We start from the raw sequence: 15,616 nt of genomic DNA, 5'->3' as shown, positions 1-15,616 counted from the left end.
TCGCTCCCACAGTGGATCTCCGGTGCTCATGAGATTCATTGTGGGAGCGAGCCTGCTCGCGATGAAAATCACACGGTGCCGGATCAGCCCTCCGGGCTCAACATCAACACCGCCAGCGGCGGCAGGTTCAGCACCAGCGACAAGGCCTGGCCATGACTCGGCGACGCTTCGGCATCCGCCCCGCCGCTGTTGCCATAGTTGGAGCCGGCATAGGTCGCCGAATCGCTGTTGAACAGCTCTTTCCAACGCCCGGCGAACGGCACGCCGACGCGATAGGCCTCACGCGGCACCGGGGTGAAGTTGGCCACCACCAGCACCGGCTTGCCCTCCTTGCTCCAGCGCAGCCAGGCATAGACGCTGTTGATCGCATCGTCACCGATCAGCCACTGGAAGCCTTGTGGCACATCGTCCTGCTCATGCAGCGCCGGTTCATCGCGATACAGACGGTTAAGGTCACTCACCAGTTTCTGCACGCCCTTGTGTTCCGAGTACTGCAACAAGTACCAGTCCAGTTGCTGGTCGTGATTCCACTCGCGCCACTGGCCGAACTCGCAGCCCATGAACAGCAGCTTCTTGCCCGGATGGGTCCACATGAAACTCAGGTAGGCCCGCAGGTTGGCGAATTTCTGCCAGCGATCGCCCGGCATCTTGTCGATCAGCGAATGCTTGCCGTGGACCACTTCGTCATGGGAGATCGGCAGGATGAAGCGCTCGGACCACGCATACACGAGTCCGAAACTCAGCTCGTTGTGGTGATGGGCGCGGTACACCGGATCCTGCTGGATGTAATGCAGCGAATCGTGCATCCAGCCCATGTTCCATTTGTAGGCGAAACCCAGGCCGCCCTGTTGCGTACTCTGGCTGACCCCCGGCCAGGCGGTGGATTCCTCGGCGATCACCAGGGCGCCCGGTGCTTCCAGCGCCACCACGTCGTTCAGATGCCGCAGGAAATCGATGGCCTCCAGGTTCTCCCGGCCGCCGTGGCGGTTGGGCACCCATTCGCCGGCCTTGCGCGAGTAGTCGCGGTACAACATCGACGCCACCGCATCGACCCGCAAGCCGTCGACGTGGAAATGCTTCAACCAGTGCAGCGCCGACGCCAGCATGTAGCCGTGGACCTCGGTGCGCCCCAGGTTGTAGATCAGCGTGTCCCAGTCCTGATGGAAGCCTTCCAGCGGATTGCCATATTCGTACAGCGCGGTGCCGTCGAAATTGGCCAGGCCGTGGGTATCGGTGGGGAAATGCGCCGGCACCCAATCAAGGATCACGCCGATTTCAGCCTGGTGGCAGGCGTTGACGAAGGCGGCGAATTCATCGCCGCTGCCGTAGCGGGCGCTGGTGGCGAACTGCGATAGCAACTGATAACCCCACGAACCACCAAACGGGTGCTCCATGATCGGCATCAATTCGATATGGGTGAAGCCCAGTTCCTTGACGTAGGGAATCAAGCGCTCGGCCAGTTCCGGCCATGTGTATTGGCGCGACACCTCACCCAGATCATCCAGCTCGCATTGCCAGGAGCCGGCGTGCAACTCGTAAATCGACAGCGGCGCAGTGTGATGCTGGCGCTCGCCTCGGGACTGCATCCAGTCCTGATCCTGCCAATCGACCTTCAACGGTGACGCCACTTTCGACGCCGTGTCCGGCGGCAGGCTGGTGGCCAGCGCCATGGGGTCGGCCTTCAGCGGCAAAATGCCTTCCTTGCCGAGGATTTCGTATTTATACGCTTCACCCGCTTGCAGGCGCGGGATGAACACTTCCCAGACACCGGTCGGGTAACGCACGCGCATGGGATGGCGACGCCCGTCCCAATTGTTGAAATCACCGACCACTGACACCCGACGGGCATTCGGCGCCCACACGGCGAAGCGCACGCCATCGACGCCGTCGACGGTTTTCAGCTGCGCCCCCAGGGCACTGCTCAAGTCCCGGTGATTGCCTTCGGCGAACAGGTACAGGTCCATTTCGCCGAGCAGCGGGCCAAAGCTGTAGGGATCTTCCGTGACCTGCTCGCCACCGGCCCAGCGAGTCCGCAGAAGATAGGGTTGCGCACGCTCGAAATGCCCGACGAACAATCCCGGGGTCTGCGTGCTTTGCAAATCGCCCAGTACCTCCTGGGAGTCCCTGGCCAGCACCCGCACGCTTAACGCGTCCGGCAGATACGCCCGGATGTATTGCCCGCCGGCCCCGTCGCCGTGTGGACCGAGAATTGAAAAAGGGTCGTGGTGTTCCGCGCGCACCAGTGCATCGATATCCGGCGCCCTGGGCAGCAGGGCTTCACTGTGATGTTGACCCTGTTCCTTGTTCGAGAAACTCATGACTACTCTCCACCAAGATCGGAAAAGGGTTTCAGCCCACTCAATAATCCATATAAACCGTGCAACGGCACAGGCAGCCAGGTGGGGCGATTTTCCGCCTCGTAGGCCACTTCGTATGCCGCCTTCTCCAGACCGAACAACGCCAGCGCGGCGTCCTCGCCTTCCGGATCTTGCCACGCATGGCCAAGCGTAGCTGCCGCCAGCCGATAAGCGTCGACAAAAGCCTCTTTTGCTTCCCTCAGGTAACGCTCGGCCACCCGTTGCCGGGCCGCCTGTGCTTCATCGGTGTTGTCGACGTTGTGTACGTTGATGGTCATCGCCGCCGCATAATCGAAGGAACGCAGCACGCCGCTGACATCCTTGTACGGGCTGTGCTTGCCCCGACGTTCATGCAGCGGTCGTGCCGGTTCACCTTCGAAGTCGATCAGGTAGGCATCGCCCTTGATCACCAGCACCTGGCCCAGGTGCAGATCGCCGTGCACGCGAATGCGCAAGCCGCCCGCCGTCTGTTTGCCCAGCGCCTGTACGTGGTTGAGGATGACTTTTTTGTTGTCCAGTAAATGGCTGACCAGGGCTTTGTCCGTCGGGTTCAGTTCGTCTTGATGCTGCTTGAGCAGGCTCAACGCATGCTCGACTTGCGCGGCGACATCCCTGGCCGAAGCCAGCGCATCCTTCTGCGTGGTGACCTCGGGGTCGAAATCCGCGTTGTTGCTCGGCGCCGCCAGCACCTGATGCATTTCCCCCAGGCGCTGCCCCAGCATGCCGGCAAAATCTTTCAATTCGCCGAGCGCGTTGTAATGCTGTTCCTGCTCGGACATGGCATCCGCCAGCTCATCGCGCAGCGCCCGTTCGAGGTTGTTCTGCGTCCACTCCCAGGCATCGCCCTGATTGCTCAGGTAGCCCTGGGCGATCATCAGCAGATTGTCTTCGCCCTTGGCATCGCGGCGCACCACGGAACCGAGCAAAGGCGAAATGTGGTGGAAGCCGGCGCTGGTGAGGTACGCGCTCATTTCCAGTTCCGGGTGGACACCCGACGCCACCTTGCGGATCAGCTTGAGCACCAGGCTGTTGCCGACCACCACCGAGCTGTTGGATTGCTCGGCGGACAGGTAGCGCACTTCAGACTCGGCGCTCAGGCCAAGTTTGGCCAGTTCAACGGTCGGTTCGAAACGGATCTCGCCGCCGTCAGTAGCCAGCACGGTGTTGTCCTGAATGCTCTGCAGTACGGCGCGGATGTAGCTTTCGAGGCTGAACGCGTCGGTGATCAAACCCACTTGCGGCCCCCGGCGCACCCGCGACAGCGCCAGTTGTTGCGGCAAGGCGGCGCCGACCTGATCTTCGGCAATGAAGCCGAATGGCAGTTGATAGCGGCTGGTCTGGCCGGCACTGGTGACTTCGATTTCGCTCAGCAGCACCGGATGCTGGGCATCGCCAAAGCGCACGCCATAGGCCAGGTTGACCTGCTCGATGGCCGCATCCTTGCCGGCGAACCAGCGGCGGTTCTGCAGCCAGCTGGGCAGGATGTCCCGCTCCAATGTGGTGCGTGCCGGCGCTTCCAGCAATTCTTCCATGCGTTTTTTCAGCACCAGCGTGGTGAAGTCCGGCAGGCTCTGCGCCGGTTCCACGTGCCAGCTCGGCATCTGGTTCTCCGCCGCCAGGCCGAACCAATAGAAGCCGTAAGGCGCCAGGGTCAGGAGAAAACTCAGTTGGCCGATCGGCGGGAACGCATTACCGCCGAGCATCTCCACCGGCACCATGCCGACGTAGGCCGACAGGTCCAGCTCCACTGCCTGCGCACTGCGTGAAACGTTGGCCACGCAGAGAATGATTTCGTGTTTGCCATCGGCACCGGTGAATTCTCGGGTATAGGCCAGCACCCGGCGGTTGCTCGGCGAGAGCATTTTCAGGGTGCCACGGCCGAACGCCTTGGATTGCTTGCGCACCGCGAGCATGCGCCGCGTCCAGTTGAGCAGCGAATGCGGGTCGCCGGCCTGGGTCTCGACGTTGACCGACAGGTAGCCGTATTGCGGGTCCATGATCGGCGGCAGCACCAGGCTGGCCGGGTCGGCGCGGGAGAAGCCGCCGTTGCGGTCGATCGACCATTGCATGGGGGTGCGCACGCCGTCGCGGTCGCCCAGATAGATGTTGTCGCCCATGCCGATTTCATCGCCGTAGTACAGGGTCGGCGTGCCGGGCATCGACAGCAACAGGCTGTTGAGCAACTCCACTCGGCGCCGGTCACGCTCCATCAACGGCGCCAGACGCCGGCGAATGCCCAGGTTGATCCGTGCTCGACGGTCGGCGGCGTAGTAATTCCACAGGTAGTCGCGCTCGCGGTCGGTGACCATCTCCAGGGTCAATTCATCGTGGTTGCGCAGGAAGATCGCCCACTGGCAGTTGGCCGGGATCTCAGGGGTCTGGCGCAAGATGTCGGTGATCGGAAAGCGATCTTCCTGGGCCAGTGCCATGTACATGCGCGGCATCAGCGGGAAGTGGAAGGCCATGTGGCACTCGTCGCCGTTGAGGCCGTTTTTGTCCGTGTCACCGAAATACAGCTGCGTGTCTTCCGGCCATTGATTGGCCTCGGCCAGCAGCATGCGGTCCGGGTAGTTGGCGTCGATCTCGGCGCGGATCTGCTTGAGGACGTCGTGGGTCTCCGGCAGGTTTTCGTTGTTGGTGCCGTCGCGCTCGATCAGGTACGGGATCGCGTCCAGGCGCAGGCCGTCGATGCCCATGTCGAGCCAGTAGCGCATCACCGACAGCACGGCTTTCATGACCTGCGGGTTGTCGAAATTCAGGTCCGGCTGATGGGAATAGAAGCGGTGCCAGAAGTACTGGCCGGCCACCGGGTCCCAGGTCCAGTTGGACTTCTCGGTATCGAGAAAGATGATCCGGGTGCCGTCGTATTTTTGATCGTCATCGGACCACACGTAGAAATCCCGCGCCGCCGAGCCCTTCTTCGCCTTGCGTGCGCGCTGAAACCACGGGTGCTGATCGGAGGTGTGATTGATGACTAGCTCGGTGATCACCCGCAAGCCGCGCTTGTGTGCCTCGGCAATGAAGCGCCGGGCATCGGCCATGGTCCCGTAGTCGCTGTGCACGCCGCGATATTCGGCGATGTCGTAACCATCGTCGCGACGTGGCGAGGGGTAGAACGGCAGGAGCCAGATGGTGTTGACGCCGAGGTCGGCGATGTAGTCGAGTTTGGCGATCAGGCCTGGAAAGTCGCCAATACCGTCGTTATTGGAGTCGAAATAGGATTTGACGTGAACTTGATAGATCACCGCGTCCTTGTACCAGAGCGGGTCCTTGATGAACGTGGCTGCCTTGGGTTTCTTCGCCATGTGAAACTCCTGTTGAATTCGATGATGCCACTGCTCCCTGTGGGAGCGAGCCTGCTCGCGAAAAGGGAGTGTCAGTCACCGGTGATGCTGACTGTCCTGCCGCCATCGCGAGCAGGCTCGCTCCCACAGGGGAACTGCGGTCAGGCGGTAATCCGCCAGATCCCGAACGGCTGATACGCAGGGTCAATGCGCATGAACTGGTACTTGCCGTGCCAGGTCCAGCGATGGCCGTTCATCAGGTCTTCGCCTTGGGTGCTGGCATCATCGGGCAGGCCCATTTCCCACAGCGGCAGTTCGAAATTCGCCTCCTGCGGGTGATGCGGGTCGAGGCTCACCGCCACCAGAATGAAATTGCTGCCGTCGGCTGTGCGCTTGCCGAAGTACAGGATGTTGTCGTTCCAGCAGTTGTAGATTTTCAAACCCAGGTGCGTGTGCAGCGCCGGGTTTTGCCGACGAATGCGGTTGAGCTGGGCGATCTCGGCAATGATGTTGCCCGGCGCCGTGAAATCCCGTGGGCGGATCTCGTATTTCTCGGAATCGAGGTATTCCTCCTTGCCCGGCACCGGTGCCGACTCGCAGAGCTCGAAGCCCGAATACATGCCCCACAGGCCCGAGCCCATGGTCGCCAGCGCCGCGCGAATGAGAAAACCCGGACGACCGGAGTCATGCAGGAACCCCGGATTGATGTCCGGCGTGTTGACGAAGAAATTCGGCCGGTAGCACTCACGTAGCGGCGATTCATTCAACTCGGTGAAATAGCTCGCCAGTTCCTGCTTGGTGTTGCGCCAGGTGAAATAGGTGTAGCTCTGGGAATAACCGACCTTGCCCAGGCGCGCCATCATCGCCGGCGTGGTGAAGGCCTCGGCGAGAAAGATCACATCGGGATACAGCGCCCGGACATCGGCGATCAGCCATTGCCAGAACGGCAATGGTTTGGTGTGCGGGTTGTCGACGCGAAACAGCTTCACGCCCTCCAGCACCCAGCCGACGACGATATCGCGCAATTCGACCCATAGGCTGGGTATCGCCTCGACCGCATAGAAGTCGACGTTGACGATGTCCTGGTATTTTTTCGGCGGGTTTTCCGCGTATTTGATCGTGCCGTCCGGCCGCCAGTTGAACCAGCCCGGATGCTGCTTGAGCCACGGATGGTCCTGGGAGCACTGGATGGCGAAGTCGAGGGCGATTTCCAGGCCGTGATCGCGGGCCGCAGCCACCAGCCGGCGAAAATCGTCGCGGCTGCCCAGTTGCGGGTGAATCGCTTCGTGCCCGCCTTCCGCGCTGCCGATGGCATAAGGGCTGCCCGGATCATCGGGCCCGGCGGTCAGGGAGTTGTTCGGGCCCTTGCGGAAGCTGCGGCCGATCGGATGGATCGGCGGGAAGTACAGCACATCGAATCCCATGTCCTGAATCATCGCCAGCCGCGAATGCACATCGTTGAAAGTGCCGTGCCGCGCCGGATCGTCGGTGATCGAACGGGGGAACAACTCATACCAGCTGGCGAATTGCGCGAGTTCGCGTTCGACATCCACCGGGTATTCGGGGCTGAGACTCAAAAAGGCGCGGTGATCGGCCTGGGCCATCAACTGGGCGCTACGTTGGTGCAAAAAAAGCGCGACCTGCTCGGCTTCCAATAACCCGACCAACTCATGGTGCAACGCCGCCAATTGCTCGCTCAGTGGCCCTTCGGCCCGTTCGGCGGCCTGTTGCACCTGCAGACGGCCTTCCTGCAACTCCAGGCTGACGGGAACGGCGGCACTGTGCTTTTTCTGCAGTTCGTAGCAAAAGCTGGCGAACTGATCGATCCAGGCTTCGATGCAGAACACATGGCGGCCCTGTTCGCGCACGCGAAATCGGCCGAGCCAGCCATTGTTGCCCTGATCCGCCATGACCTCGCTGTGCCACACCTCCTCGCCTTCGGCCCGCCAGCGGATCCGCACCGCCAGCTTGTCGTGGCCGTCGGCAAACACCTTGGCCGAGACCACCACCTCCTCGCCCACCACCGCCTTGACCGCAAACTGCCCGCCCTCCAGGGTCGGCATGGTGCTTTCGATCACGATACGTGGCAACAACAAGGCCTGAGACAGGGGGATATGCGGGTTGTAGCTCAGTTCCGTCGGTTTCTCAGCAGTCATCGAGCATCACTCCTTCACGCCCCATGGACGCTCTTGTGTCTGGGTTTAATCCACATCGGTCGTCCCTCGCCGAATGAACTCACTTAGGTTCCGAGCGACGGCTGCCGGCAAAAGTTCATCGGCAATTGGCCGGAATCAAATCCAGCGCGCAGTGGTCAATCCACTTAAGCACGACTCACGCCATGTGCCACTGGAGGCTTGAACAATGAATAATCCTTTTCCAGCCGAAACCCCGGATCCGAACATCGACAATCCGGTGATCCCGCCCAGCGATCCGCAACCAGTGCCTGAAGAAGACCCGCCTGGCACCAACCCGCCGCCGAGGGAAGAACCGCCGGCGACCATGCCGCCAGTGATTGTCTCGCCCTGACACCGTGCCGCAACTGTGTGAAGAATCAATGTAGGAGCGAGCCTGCTCGCGATGGACGTCAACGATAACGCGCCCTTTCTGAATGACCGCGTTGCCTGGGCGTCCATCGCGAGCAGGCTCGCTCCTACAGGGGATCGTGGTCCTTTTCGAGCAGTTTTACGATTCGGGGCATCACGCTGAAGATCGCCAGCGCGAGGAAGGTACTGAACACTGCCGTCGCCTCCCGGCCCAATCCGGCGGATACGCCAATGGCGGCGGTCATCCATAACCCGGCGGCGGTGGTCAGGCCCTTGACGTGGCCTTCGTCGCCGTCCTGGTTCTTCAGGATGGTCCCGGCGCCGAGGAAGCCGATCCCGGCAATCACCCCTTGCACCACGCGGCTCATGGCATCGGCCTGTGAGCCGGACATCTGCGGCACCAGCACGAACAGCGCCGCACCGAGGGCCACCAGCATGTGGGTACGCACACCGGCGGCCTTGCCCTTGTGCTCGCGTTCGAACCCGAGAATCCCGCCCAGCACCGCGGCGATCAGCAGGCGCACGGTGATCCGCGTCAACTGCGAGGCGTCGCCGATGTCGGCGAATTCCGCTTGCAGGGTCACCCAGACTTCATGCCACCAGGCGTCCATGGGGCTGTCCTTTTGGAGGGGTCATGGTGGATGGACCGCGCCGACCATTAATCGGTTGCACAGAACGATGGCCGGCAGCCGGGCCCTAACGAGTAACCCGTCAGAAAAAAGGATCACCTCATGACCGTGCGAATCGAGAACCAGACTTGCTTCTTTACCACCGAAACTGGCGAGGAAATTCGCCTGGCCCCCGACGTGACCATCGTGACGGACGGCGCCAAGGCCATGTCGGCGGTGGACATCAATGGCCAGCGCATCTACATCACGGAGGCTGAGGCCGACGCCTTGACCGTCGCAGGCGCCGTCGATGGCCGACGGCATCTGAAGGCCACCAGCGGTGATTCGGTGATTTGACTGATCTGTATCAATCTCGCTCGCCAGCGCCTGAATAAGGCGCCGGCGCCCCGCTCCATCAGGTGCTTCAACTTGTCGCAGGTCGTACTGAAACAGCCATCTGATACGGTTTTTAAACAGATACCTGAGTCTGTTATGCAAACAGATCGCCGCGCATAGTGCTCATGCCTGATGGAGGCTGATGAGCGATAGACCATGAGCGAGCTAATCCCCGTCCGAACCGTAGAAAGCAAAACACCCGTCAAGATTCACGAACCTTCACGCCCGAAGATGAAGGTCAAGACCAGCGACAACCTGATCCACACCCGCAGCTTCACCGGCCTGTTCCGCTCCCTGCGCATCAGTGGCGCGGGGGCTCTGTTCCTGCTGTTTTTCGGCACGGTCTGGTTGAACTGGGGCGGTCGCCAGGCGGTGCTCTGGGACCTGTCCGAGAGCAAATTCCACATCTTTGGCGCAACGTTCTGGCCGCAGGATTTCATTCTGCTTTCGGCGCTGCTGATCATTGCCGCGTTCGGTCTGTTCGCGATCACCGTGTTCGCAGGCCGGGTCTGGTGCGGCTACACCTGCCCGCAGAGTTCCTGGACCTGGATCTTCATGTGGTGCGAGAAGATCACCGAGGGCGAGCGCAACCAACGGATCAAGCTGCAAGCCGCGCCCTGGGGCCTGAACAAGTTGATGCGCCGCTCGGCCAAGCACACTCTGTGGCTGGCGATCAGCCTGCTGACCGGCCTGACCTTCGTCGGCTACTTCACCCCGATCCGGCCCCTGGCCGAAGAACTGCTGACCCTGCAAATGAGCGGCATCAGCCTGTTCTGGGTGCTGTTTTTCACCGGTGCCACCTACATCAATGCCGGCTGGCTGCGCGAAGCGGTGTGCATGCACATGTGCCCCTATGCACGCTTCCAGAGCGTGATGTTCGACAAGGACACTCTGACCATTTCCTACGACGCGGCGCGCGGCGAAAACCGTGGACCGCGCAAGCGCGAGGTCAAGCCGGCCGAGATCGGACTGGGCGATTGCATCGATTGCCAGGTCTGCGTGCAGGTCTGCCCCACCGGCATCGATATCCGCGACGGCTTGCAGATGGAATGCATCGGCTGCGCGGCGTGCATCGACGCCTGTGATTCGATCATGGACAAGATGGGCTACGAACGCGGCTTGATCAGCTATACCTCGGAACGTCAGTTGCTGGGCGGCAAGACGCGTCTGTTGCGGCCCCGGCTGGTCGGCTACACCGCCGTATTGCTGGTGATGATCGCAGCGCTGGTGGTGGCGTTGATCGAGCGGCCGATGGTGTCACTGGACGTCAGCAAGGACCGGGGCCTGTTCCGCGAGAACAGCCTGGGGCAGATCGAGAACATCTACAGCCTCAAGGTCATCAACAAGACCCAGCAGCGCCAGGATTACCGCCTGAGCCTGGTGGACGGCGACGGTTTCCAGTTGCAGGGCAAGACCGACCTGAGCCTGGCGCCCGGGGAGATCGTCGATGTGCCGGTGTCGGTGGCGATGACCACGGAACGGGCGCGCAGCAGTTCCCAGGGCATCGCGTTCAAGGTCGTCGACAGCGATGATCCGGGGGTCAACAGCGTGGCCAAGAGCCGGTTTGTTGCGCCGATGAATCGTTGAGCCATTAAGATGGCGAGCGCTTCGCGCTCAATCGCGGGCAAGCCTTGCTCCTACAGTACGGAGGTGTCTGTAGGAGCAAGGCTTGCCCGCGATGAAGCCACCTGGTTCCTCCTGAATAAATACAACTTGGGCACTCGATGAAACGCTACGAAAAATTCGCCGACGACATCGCTGAACTGATCCGCTCCGGCGTCCTCGGCCCCGGCCAGCGGGTACCGTCGGTGCGCTATGCCAGCCAGACATACGGGGTCAGCCCGTCCACGGTGTTCCAGGCCTATTACCTGCTCGAACGCCGCGGCCTGATCCGCGCCCGGCCGCGCTCCGGCTATTTCGTCAACGCCCACGCGCCAAGGCCGTTTTCCGAGCCGGTGATCAGCAGTCAGGTCAACGAATCCACCGAAGTCGACGTCAGCGAACTGGTGTTCTCGGTACTCGACTCGATCAAGGACCCGAACACCGTGCCTTTCGGCTCGGCCTTCCCCAGCCCGACGCTGTTTCCCCTGCAACGCCTGTCGCGCTCGCTGGCCAGCGCCAGTCGCGAGATGGACCCACGCATGGTGGTGACCGACATGTCTCCGGGCAACCCGCAACTGCGGCGGCAAATTGCCCTGCGCTACATGGTCGGTGGGCTGATGCTGCCGATGGAGGAACTGCTGATCACCAACGGCGCCCTGGAAGCGCTGAACCTGTGCCTGCAAGCCGTGACCCAACCCGGCGACCTGGTGGCCATCGAAGCCCCGGCGTTCTACGCCTGCCTGCAAATTCTCGAGCGGCTGAAACTCAAGGCCGTGGAAATCCCGGTTCACCCGCGCGACGGCATCGACCTCGGGGTGCTGGCGCAAACCCTGGAGCGCCACCCGATCAAGGCCTGCTGGTGCATGACCAGCTTCCAGAACCCCATGGGCTCGACCATGCCCGAGGCCAAGAAGCAGGAGCTTGTCGAACTGTTGCGTGAGCATCAGGTGCCGCTGATCGAGGATGACGTCTACGCCGAGCTGTATTACGGACAACAGGCACCCAAGCCGGCCAAGGCGTTCGATACCGAAGGGCTGGTGATGCATTGCGGTTCCTTCGCCAAGAGCCTCGCCCCTGGCTATCGCGTCGGCTGGGTGGCCGCCGGGCGCTATGCGCAGAAAATCGAGCGCCTGAAACTGATGACTTCGCTCTGCGCATCCATGCCGGCCCAGGCCGCCATCGCCGACTACCTGCAACATGGCGGCTACGACCGGCATCTGCGCAAATTGCGTTACGCCCTGGAGGAGCAGCAGAGCGCGATGCTGGCCGCCATTGCCCGTTATTTCCCGGCAGAGACCCGAGTCAGCCAACCGGCTGGCGGCTACTTCCTGTGGCTGGAACTACCGGCGCAGATGGATTCGTTGAAGTTGTTCCAGATGGCGCTGGCCCAGGGCATCAGCATTGCGCCGGGGCCGATTTTTTCGCCGGCCCAGCGCTTCAGGAATTGCATCCGTTTGAACTATGGCAGCCCATGGAATGACGCGGCGGAAAAGGCCATGGAGACGTTGGGGCGAATTGTGCGGTCGTTCTGATGATTTGATGTTGATTGGACTACCGCATTCGCGAGCAGGCTCGCTCCCACAGAGGTACCCAGTCAACTGTGGGAGCGAGCCTGCTCGCGAAGAGGCCATTACTGGCGATGCAAATCTCAGGAACTAACGTCCACCCCCGAGATCGACAAAAGTCCCCGTCGCATACGAGGCCTTGTCCGACAACAACCACACAATCGCTTCCGCCACTTCATCCGGGCGCCCGCCACGGGCCATGGGGATTGCCGACTCCAGCTTGCTGACCCGATCCGGATCACCGCTCAAGGCATGGAAATCGGTGTAGATGTAGCCCGGTCGCACCGCATTGACGCGAATCCCCTCGCCCGCCACTTCCTTGGACAGGCCGATGGTGAAGGTGTCGAGCGCGCCTTTTGACGCCGCGTAGTCGACGTACTCATTGGGCGAACCCAGGCGCGCGGCGACCGAAGACACGTTGACGATGCTGCCACCTTGCCCGCCGTGCTTGGGCGACATGCGCAGGATTGCATGCTTGGCGCACAGTACCGGCGCCAGCACATTGGTCTTGAGGATTCTGAGGATGCGGAACTCAGACATTTCATCGACCCGGGACTTGTGGCCCACGGTGCCGGCGTTATTGACCAGTGCGGTGACTCGACCCAGCTCGGCGTCCACCCGGTTGAATAGGGCAATCACTTCGTCTTCGATGCTGACATCGGCGCGCACCGCGATGGCTTGCGCACCCAGGGCACGGACTTGCTCAAGTACTTTTTGCGCGGCTTCTTCGTCGGCCTGGTAATTGATGCAGATCCGGTAGCCTTGTTCGGCCGCCAACAGGGCTGTGGCGGCGCCAATGCCGCGACTGCCGCCAGTGATCACGATGACTTTATCCATGCAAGCTTTTCCCCGTTTCAAAGCGTAAGCGGTCGGGGCCAAGAATAACCGGGGTTTTTGGTTTTTGCATGAACCGGGTGGTGTTTATGCCGACGCCATCCCTGTAGGAGCGAGCCTGCTCGCGATGCAGGCTCAGACACCGCGGGCATCCAGACAGCCCGCTTTATCGTTATCGACCATCGCGAGCGTGCTCGCTCCTACAGTGCGGAATGTGGAGGCGGTCAGGCCAGCGCCAACTGTTCCGAACGATGGATTTCCACCATGAACCGCTCCGCCGGCAACGGATGCCCGAGCAAGTAGCCCTGCAAGGAATCACAACCGAGCTGTGTCAGGAAGTCCTGCTGCACCCCGGTTTCCACACCCTCGGCGACGATTCGCAGGCCCAATGCCTGACCCAGGGCGACAATCGCCGAGACGATGGCCGCGTCATCGCTGTCACGCTCCAGATCACGCACGAAGCCACGGTCGATTTTCAGCTCGTTGGCCGGCAGGCGCTTGAGGTACATCAGGCTGGAATAGCCGGTGCCGAAGTCATCGATGGACAGGTCCACGCCCATTTCCGACAGTTCCTGCAACACCGTCATGCTCGCATCGGCGTCGCTCATGGCGGTGGTTTCGGTGATTTCCAGGGTCAGGTTATTGGCTGGCAAGTGGTGCGTGGCCAACGCCTTGGCGACACTCTGCACCAGGCCCGTGTGGCAGAACTGCAAGGCCGACAGGTTCACCGCAATGCGCCAGTCGGTGTAGCCCAACACGTACCATTCACGCATCTGCCGGCAGGCTTCGTTGAGCACCCAGTCGCCAATCGGAATGATCAGCCCGGTCTTTTCCGCCAGTTCGATGAACTTGTCCGGCAACATCATGCCTTGGGTCGGATGCTCCCAGCGCAGCAACGCCTCGGCGCCGACCGGGCGGCCGTTGCCGGCATCGAACTTGGGCTGGTAATGCAGGCTGAACTGCTCCTCTTCGACGGCGGCACGCAGGTCCTGCAGCAGTTGCAATTGCTTGCGTGCGTTGCCGTTCATCGAGGCATCGAAGAAGCGGTAGCCGTTCTTGCCGGCATTCTTGGCGTGATACATCGCCGCGTCGGCGTTCATCAGCAATTCATGGGCGCTCTGGCCGTTGCCAGGATAAAGCGCGATGCCGACGCTGGCGGAAATCTGCAAGTCATGTTCGGCGACCCGGAACGATCGCGAGATCAGGGCGACCTGTCGGCCGGCGAGGTTCATCGCATCGTTCTGCTCGCCCAGTTGCACCAGCAGCACGAATTCATCGCCGCCAATACGTGCCAGGGTGTCCTGGCTGCGCAAGTCCTCGCGCAAGCGCAGGCTGACTTCACGCAACAACAGGTCACCCATGTGATGGCCGAATGCATCGTTGACCGGCTTGAAACCGTCCAGATCGATGAACATCAGCGCAAAACAGCCGCCCTCGCCGTCCACCCGGGACATCGCCTGGTCGATGCGGTCGGCCAGCAGCACCCGGTTCGGCAGACCGGTGAGGGTGTCGTGCAGGGCCAGTTGGGTCAGTTCGCGGTTGGCCTCGGTCAGCGAATGGGCAAGGCTGGCGGTACGTTCCTCCAGACGAGCATCGAGGATCGAGGTCAGCAAGGCGATGCTCAGCACCGCCAGTGTGGTGATCAGCACCAGATTATCCAGACCGCCATTCAAACCGGAAGCCGCCGCGCCGCATAAACTGCCGTCGGCAAACTGTGCGGCGGCCATGCCTGTGAAGTGCATGCCGACAATCGCGATGCCCATGATCACCGCCGCCCCACAGCGAATCAGGCGCACATAAGGGCCTTTACCGCGCAGGCGGAAGGCGATCCACAACGCCGCACCCGAAGCTCCGACCGCAATCAACAGTGATGCGCCGAACAGGGTCGGGTCGTAATCGATACCCGGCTGCATGCGCATGGCCGCCATGCCGGTGTAATGCATGGCGCTGATCCCCGCGCCCATCGCCAGCGCGCCGAACCCCAGTTGCCAGGCCGGCAATTGCGGCTGACTGACCAGCCACAGGGCGAAACCGCAGGACAGGATGCTGATCAACAGCGACAGCACGGTGATGCCCAGGTCGTAGCCCAGGTCGATCGGCAGCTTGAACGCGAGCATGCCGATGAAGTGCATCGACCAGACGCCGATGCCCATGGCGCAAGCACCGCCCGCTGTCCACAAATGCACGGCCCGGCCCTTGGCAGTGGCGATGCGCCCTGTCAGGTCCAAAGCGGTGTATGAGGCGAGAATCGCTACACAAAGCGAAATGACGACCAGCGTGGGGGAATAACTACCGATGAGCATGGACAAGTCTCGAATTCACCCCCGTATTGCTTCCGTTCTCAGGGGCGCAAATTCAGCGATTGTACTGATTCCGCGATTGAACGCACTGAAAAAGTAATCATTTCGCCATCAGTCCGATGAAACG

At 61.6% G+C, this 15,616-nt stretch carries 10 protein-coding genes; 4 read left to right on the top strand and 6 right to left on the bottom strand.

All coding sequences use genetic code 11. The annotated features are described in order from the left end of the window. Positions 1-83: 83 nt before the first annotated feature. The 3 genes from glgB to DKY63_RS02435 form a co-directional block, all read right to left on the bottom strand. Positions 84-2,318 (bottom strand): 1,4-alpha-glucan branching protein GlgB, encoded by a 2,235-nt coding sequence (gene glgB / locus DKY63_RS02450; protein WP_110962649.1) that lies wholly within the window; start codon positions 2,316-2,318, stop codon positions 84-86. Positions 2,319-2,320: 2 nt separating this feature from the next. Next, entirely contained in the window at positions 2,321-5,662 is a 3,342-nt protein-coding gene (gene treS, locus DKY63_RS02445) for a maltose alpha-D-glucosyltransferase (protein WP_110962648.1), read from the bottom strand. Between the two features lie 140 nt (positions 5,663-5,802). Further along, entirely contained in the window at positions 5,803-7,797 is a 1,995-nt protein-coding gene (locus DKY63_RS02435) for an alpha-1,4-glucan--maltose-1-phosphate maltosyltransferase (RefSeq protein WP_110962646.1), read from the bottom strand. Between the two features lie 205 nt (positions 7,798-8,002). On the opposite strand from DKY63_RS02435, the gene DKY63_RS32305 reads away from it, so the two are divergent. After that, entirely contained in the window at positions 8,003-8,167 is a 165-nt protein-coding gene (locus DKY63_RS32305; RefSeq protein ID WP_204354288.1) for a hypothetical protein, read from the top strand. 124 nt (positions 8,168-8,291) lie between these two features. Here DKY63_RS32305 and DKY63_RS02430 read toward each other — a convergent pair whose 3' ends face one another. After that, on the bottom strand, positions 8,292-8,795 hold the full coding sequence (locus DKY63_RS02430; RefSeq protein WP_110962645.1) for an MgtC/SapB family protein: 504 nt from the start codon (positions 8,793-8,795) through the stop codon (positions 8,292-8,294). Positions 8,796-8,915: 120 nt separating this feature from the next. On the opposite strand from DKY63_RS02430, the gene DKY63_RS02425 reads away from it, so the two are divergent. From DKY63_RS02425 to mapR, 3 genes are all read left to right on the top strand, one after another. Continuing rightward, positions 8,916-9,149: a DUF3203 family protein gene (locus tag DKY63_RS02425; protein ID WP_110962644.1), complete on the top strand. Its 234-nt coding sequence runs from the start codon at positions 8,916-8,918 to the stop codon at positions 9,147-9,149. A gap of 195 nt (positions 9,150-9,344) precedes the next feature. Next, positions 9,345-10,775 carry a cytochrome c oxidase accessory protein CcoG gene (ccoG, locus tag DKY63_RS02420; RefSeq protein ID WP_110962643.1) on the top strand — a complete coding sequence of 477 codons (1,431 nt, stop codon included), beginning with the start codon at positions 9,345-9,347 and terminating at the stop codon, positions 10,773-10,775. Positions 10,776-10,912: 137 nt separating this feature from the next. Further along, on the top strand, positions 10,913-12,322 hold the full coding sequence (mapR, locus tag DKY63_RS02415; protein ID WP_110962642.1) for a GntR family transcriptional regulator MpaR: 1,410 nt from the start codon (positions 10,913-10,915) through the stop codon (positions 12,320-12,322). A gap of 123 nt (positions 12,323-12,445) precedes the next feature. Here mapR and DKY63_RS02410 read toward each other — a convergent pair whose 3' ends face one another. Together DKY63_RS02410 and DKY63_RS02405 are read right to left on the bottom strand one after the other, a co-directional pair. After that, positions 12,446-13,192 (bottom strand): SDR family oxidoreductase, encoded by a 747-nt coding sequence (locus DKY63_RS02410; protein ID WP_110962641.1) that lies wholly within the window; start codon positions 13,190-13,192, stop codon positions 12,446-12,448. 221 nt (positions 13,193-13,413) lie between these two features. After that, complete coding sequence (locus tag DKY63_RS02405; protein WP_110962640.1) at positions 13,414-15,492, bottom strand: putative bifunctional diguanylate cyclase/phosphodiesterase; 2,079 nt, start codon at positions 15,490-15,492, stop codon at positions 13,414-13,416. Between the last annotated feature and the right edge of the window lie 124 nt (positions 15,493-15,616).

It is taken from the genome of Pseudomonas putida (assembly GCF_003228315.1).
Taxonomy (GTDB): Bacteria; Pseudomonadota; Gammaproteobacteria; order Pseudomonadales; family Pseudomonadaceae; genus Aquipseudomonas; species Aquipseudomonas putida_S.
The sequence above is the reverse complement of the archived record's forward strand: the minus strand, read 5'-3'. Positions and strand labels throughout refer to the sequence as shown.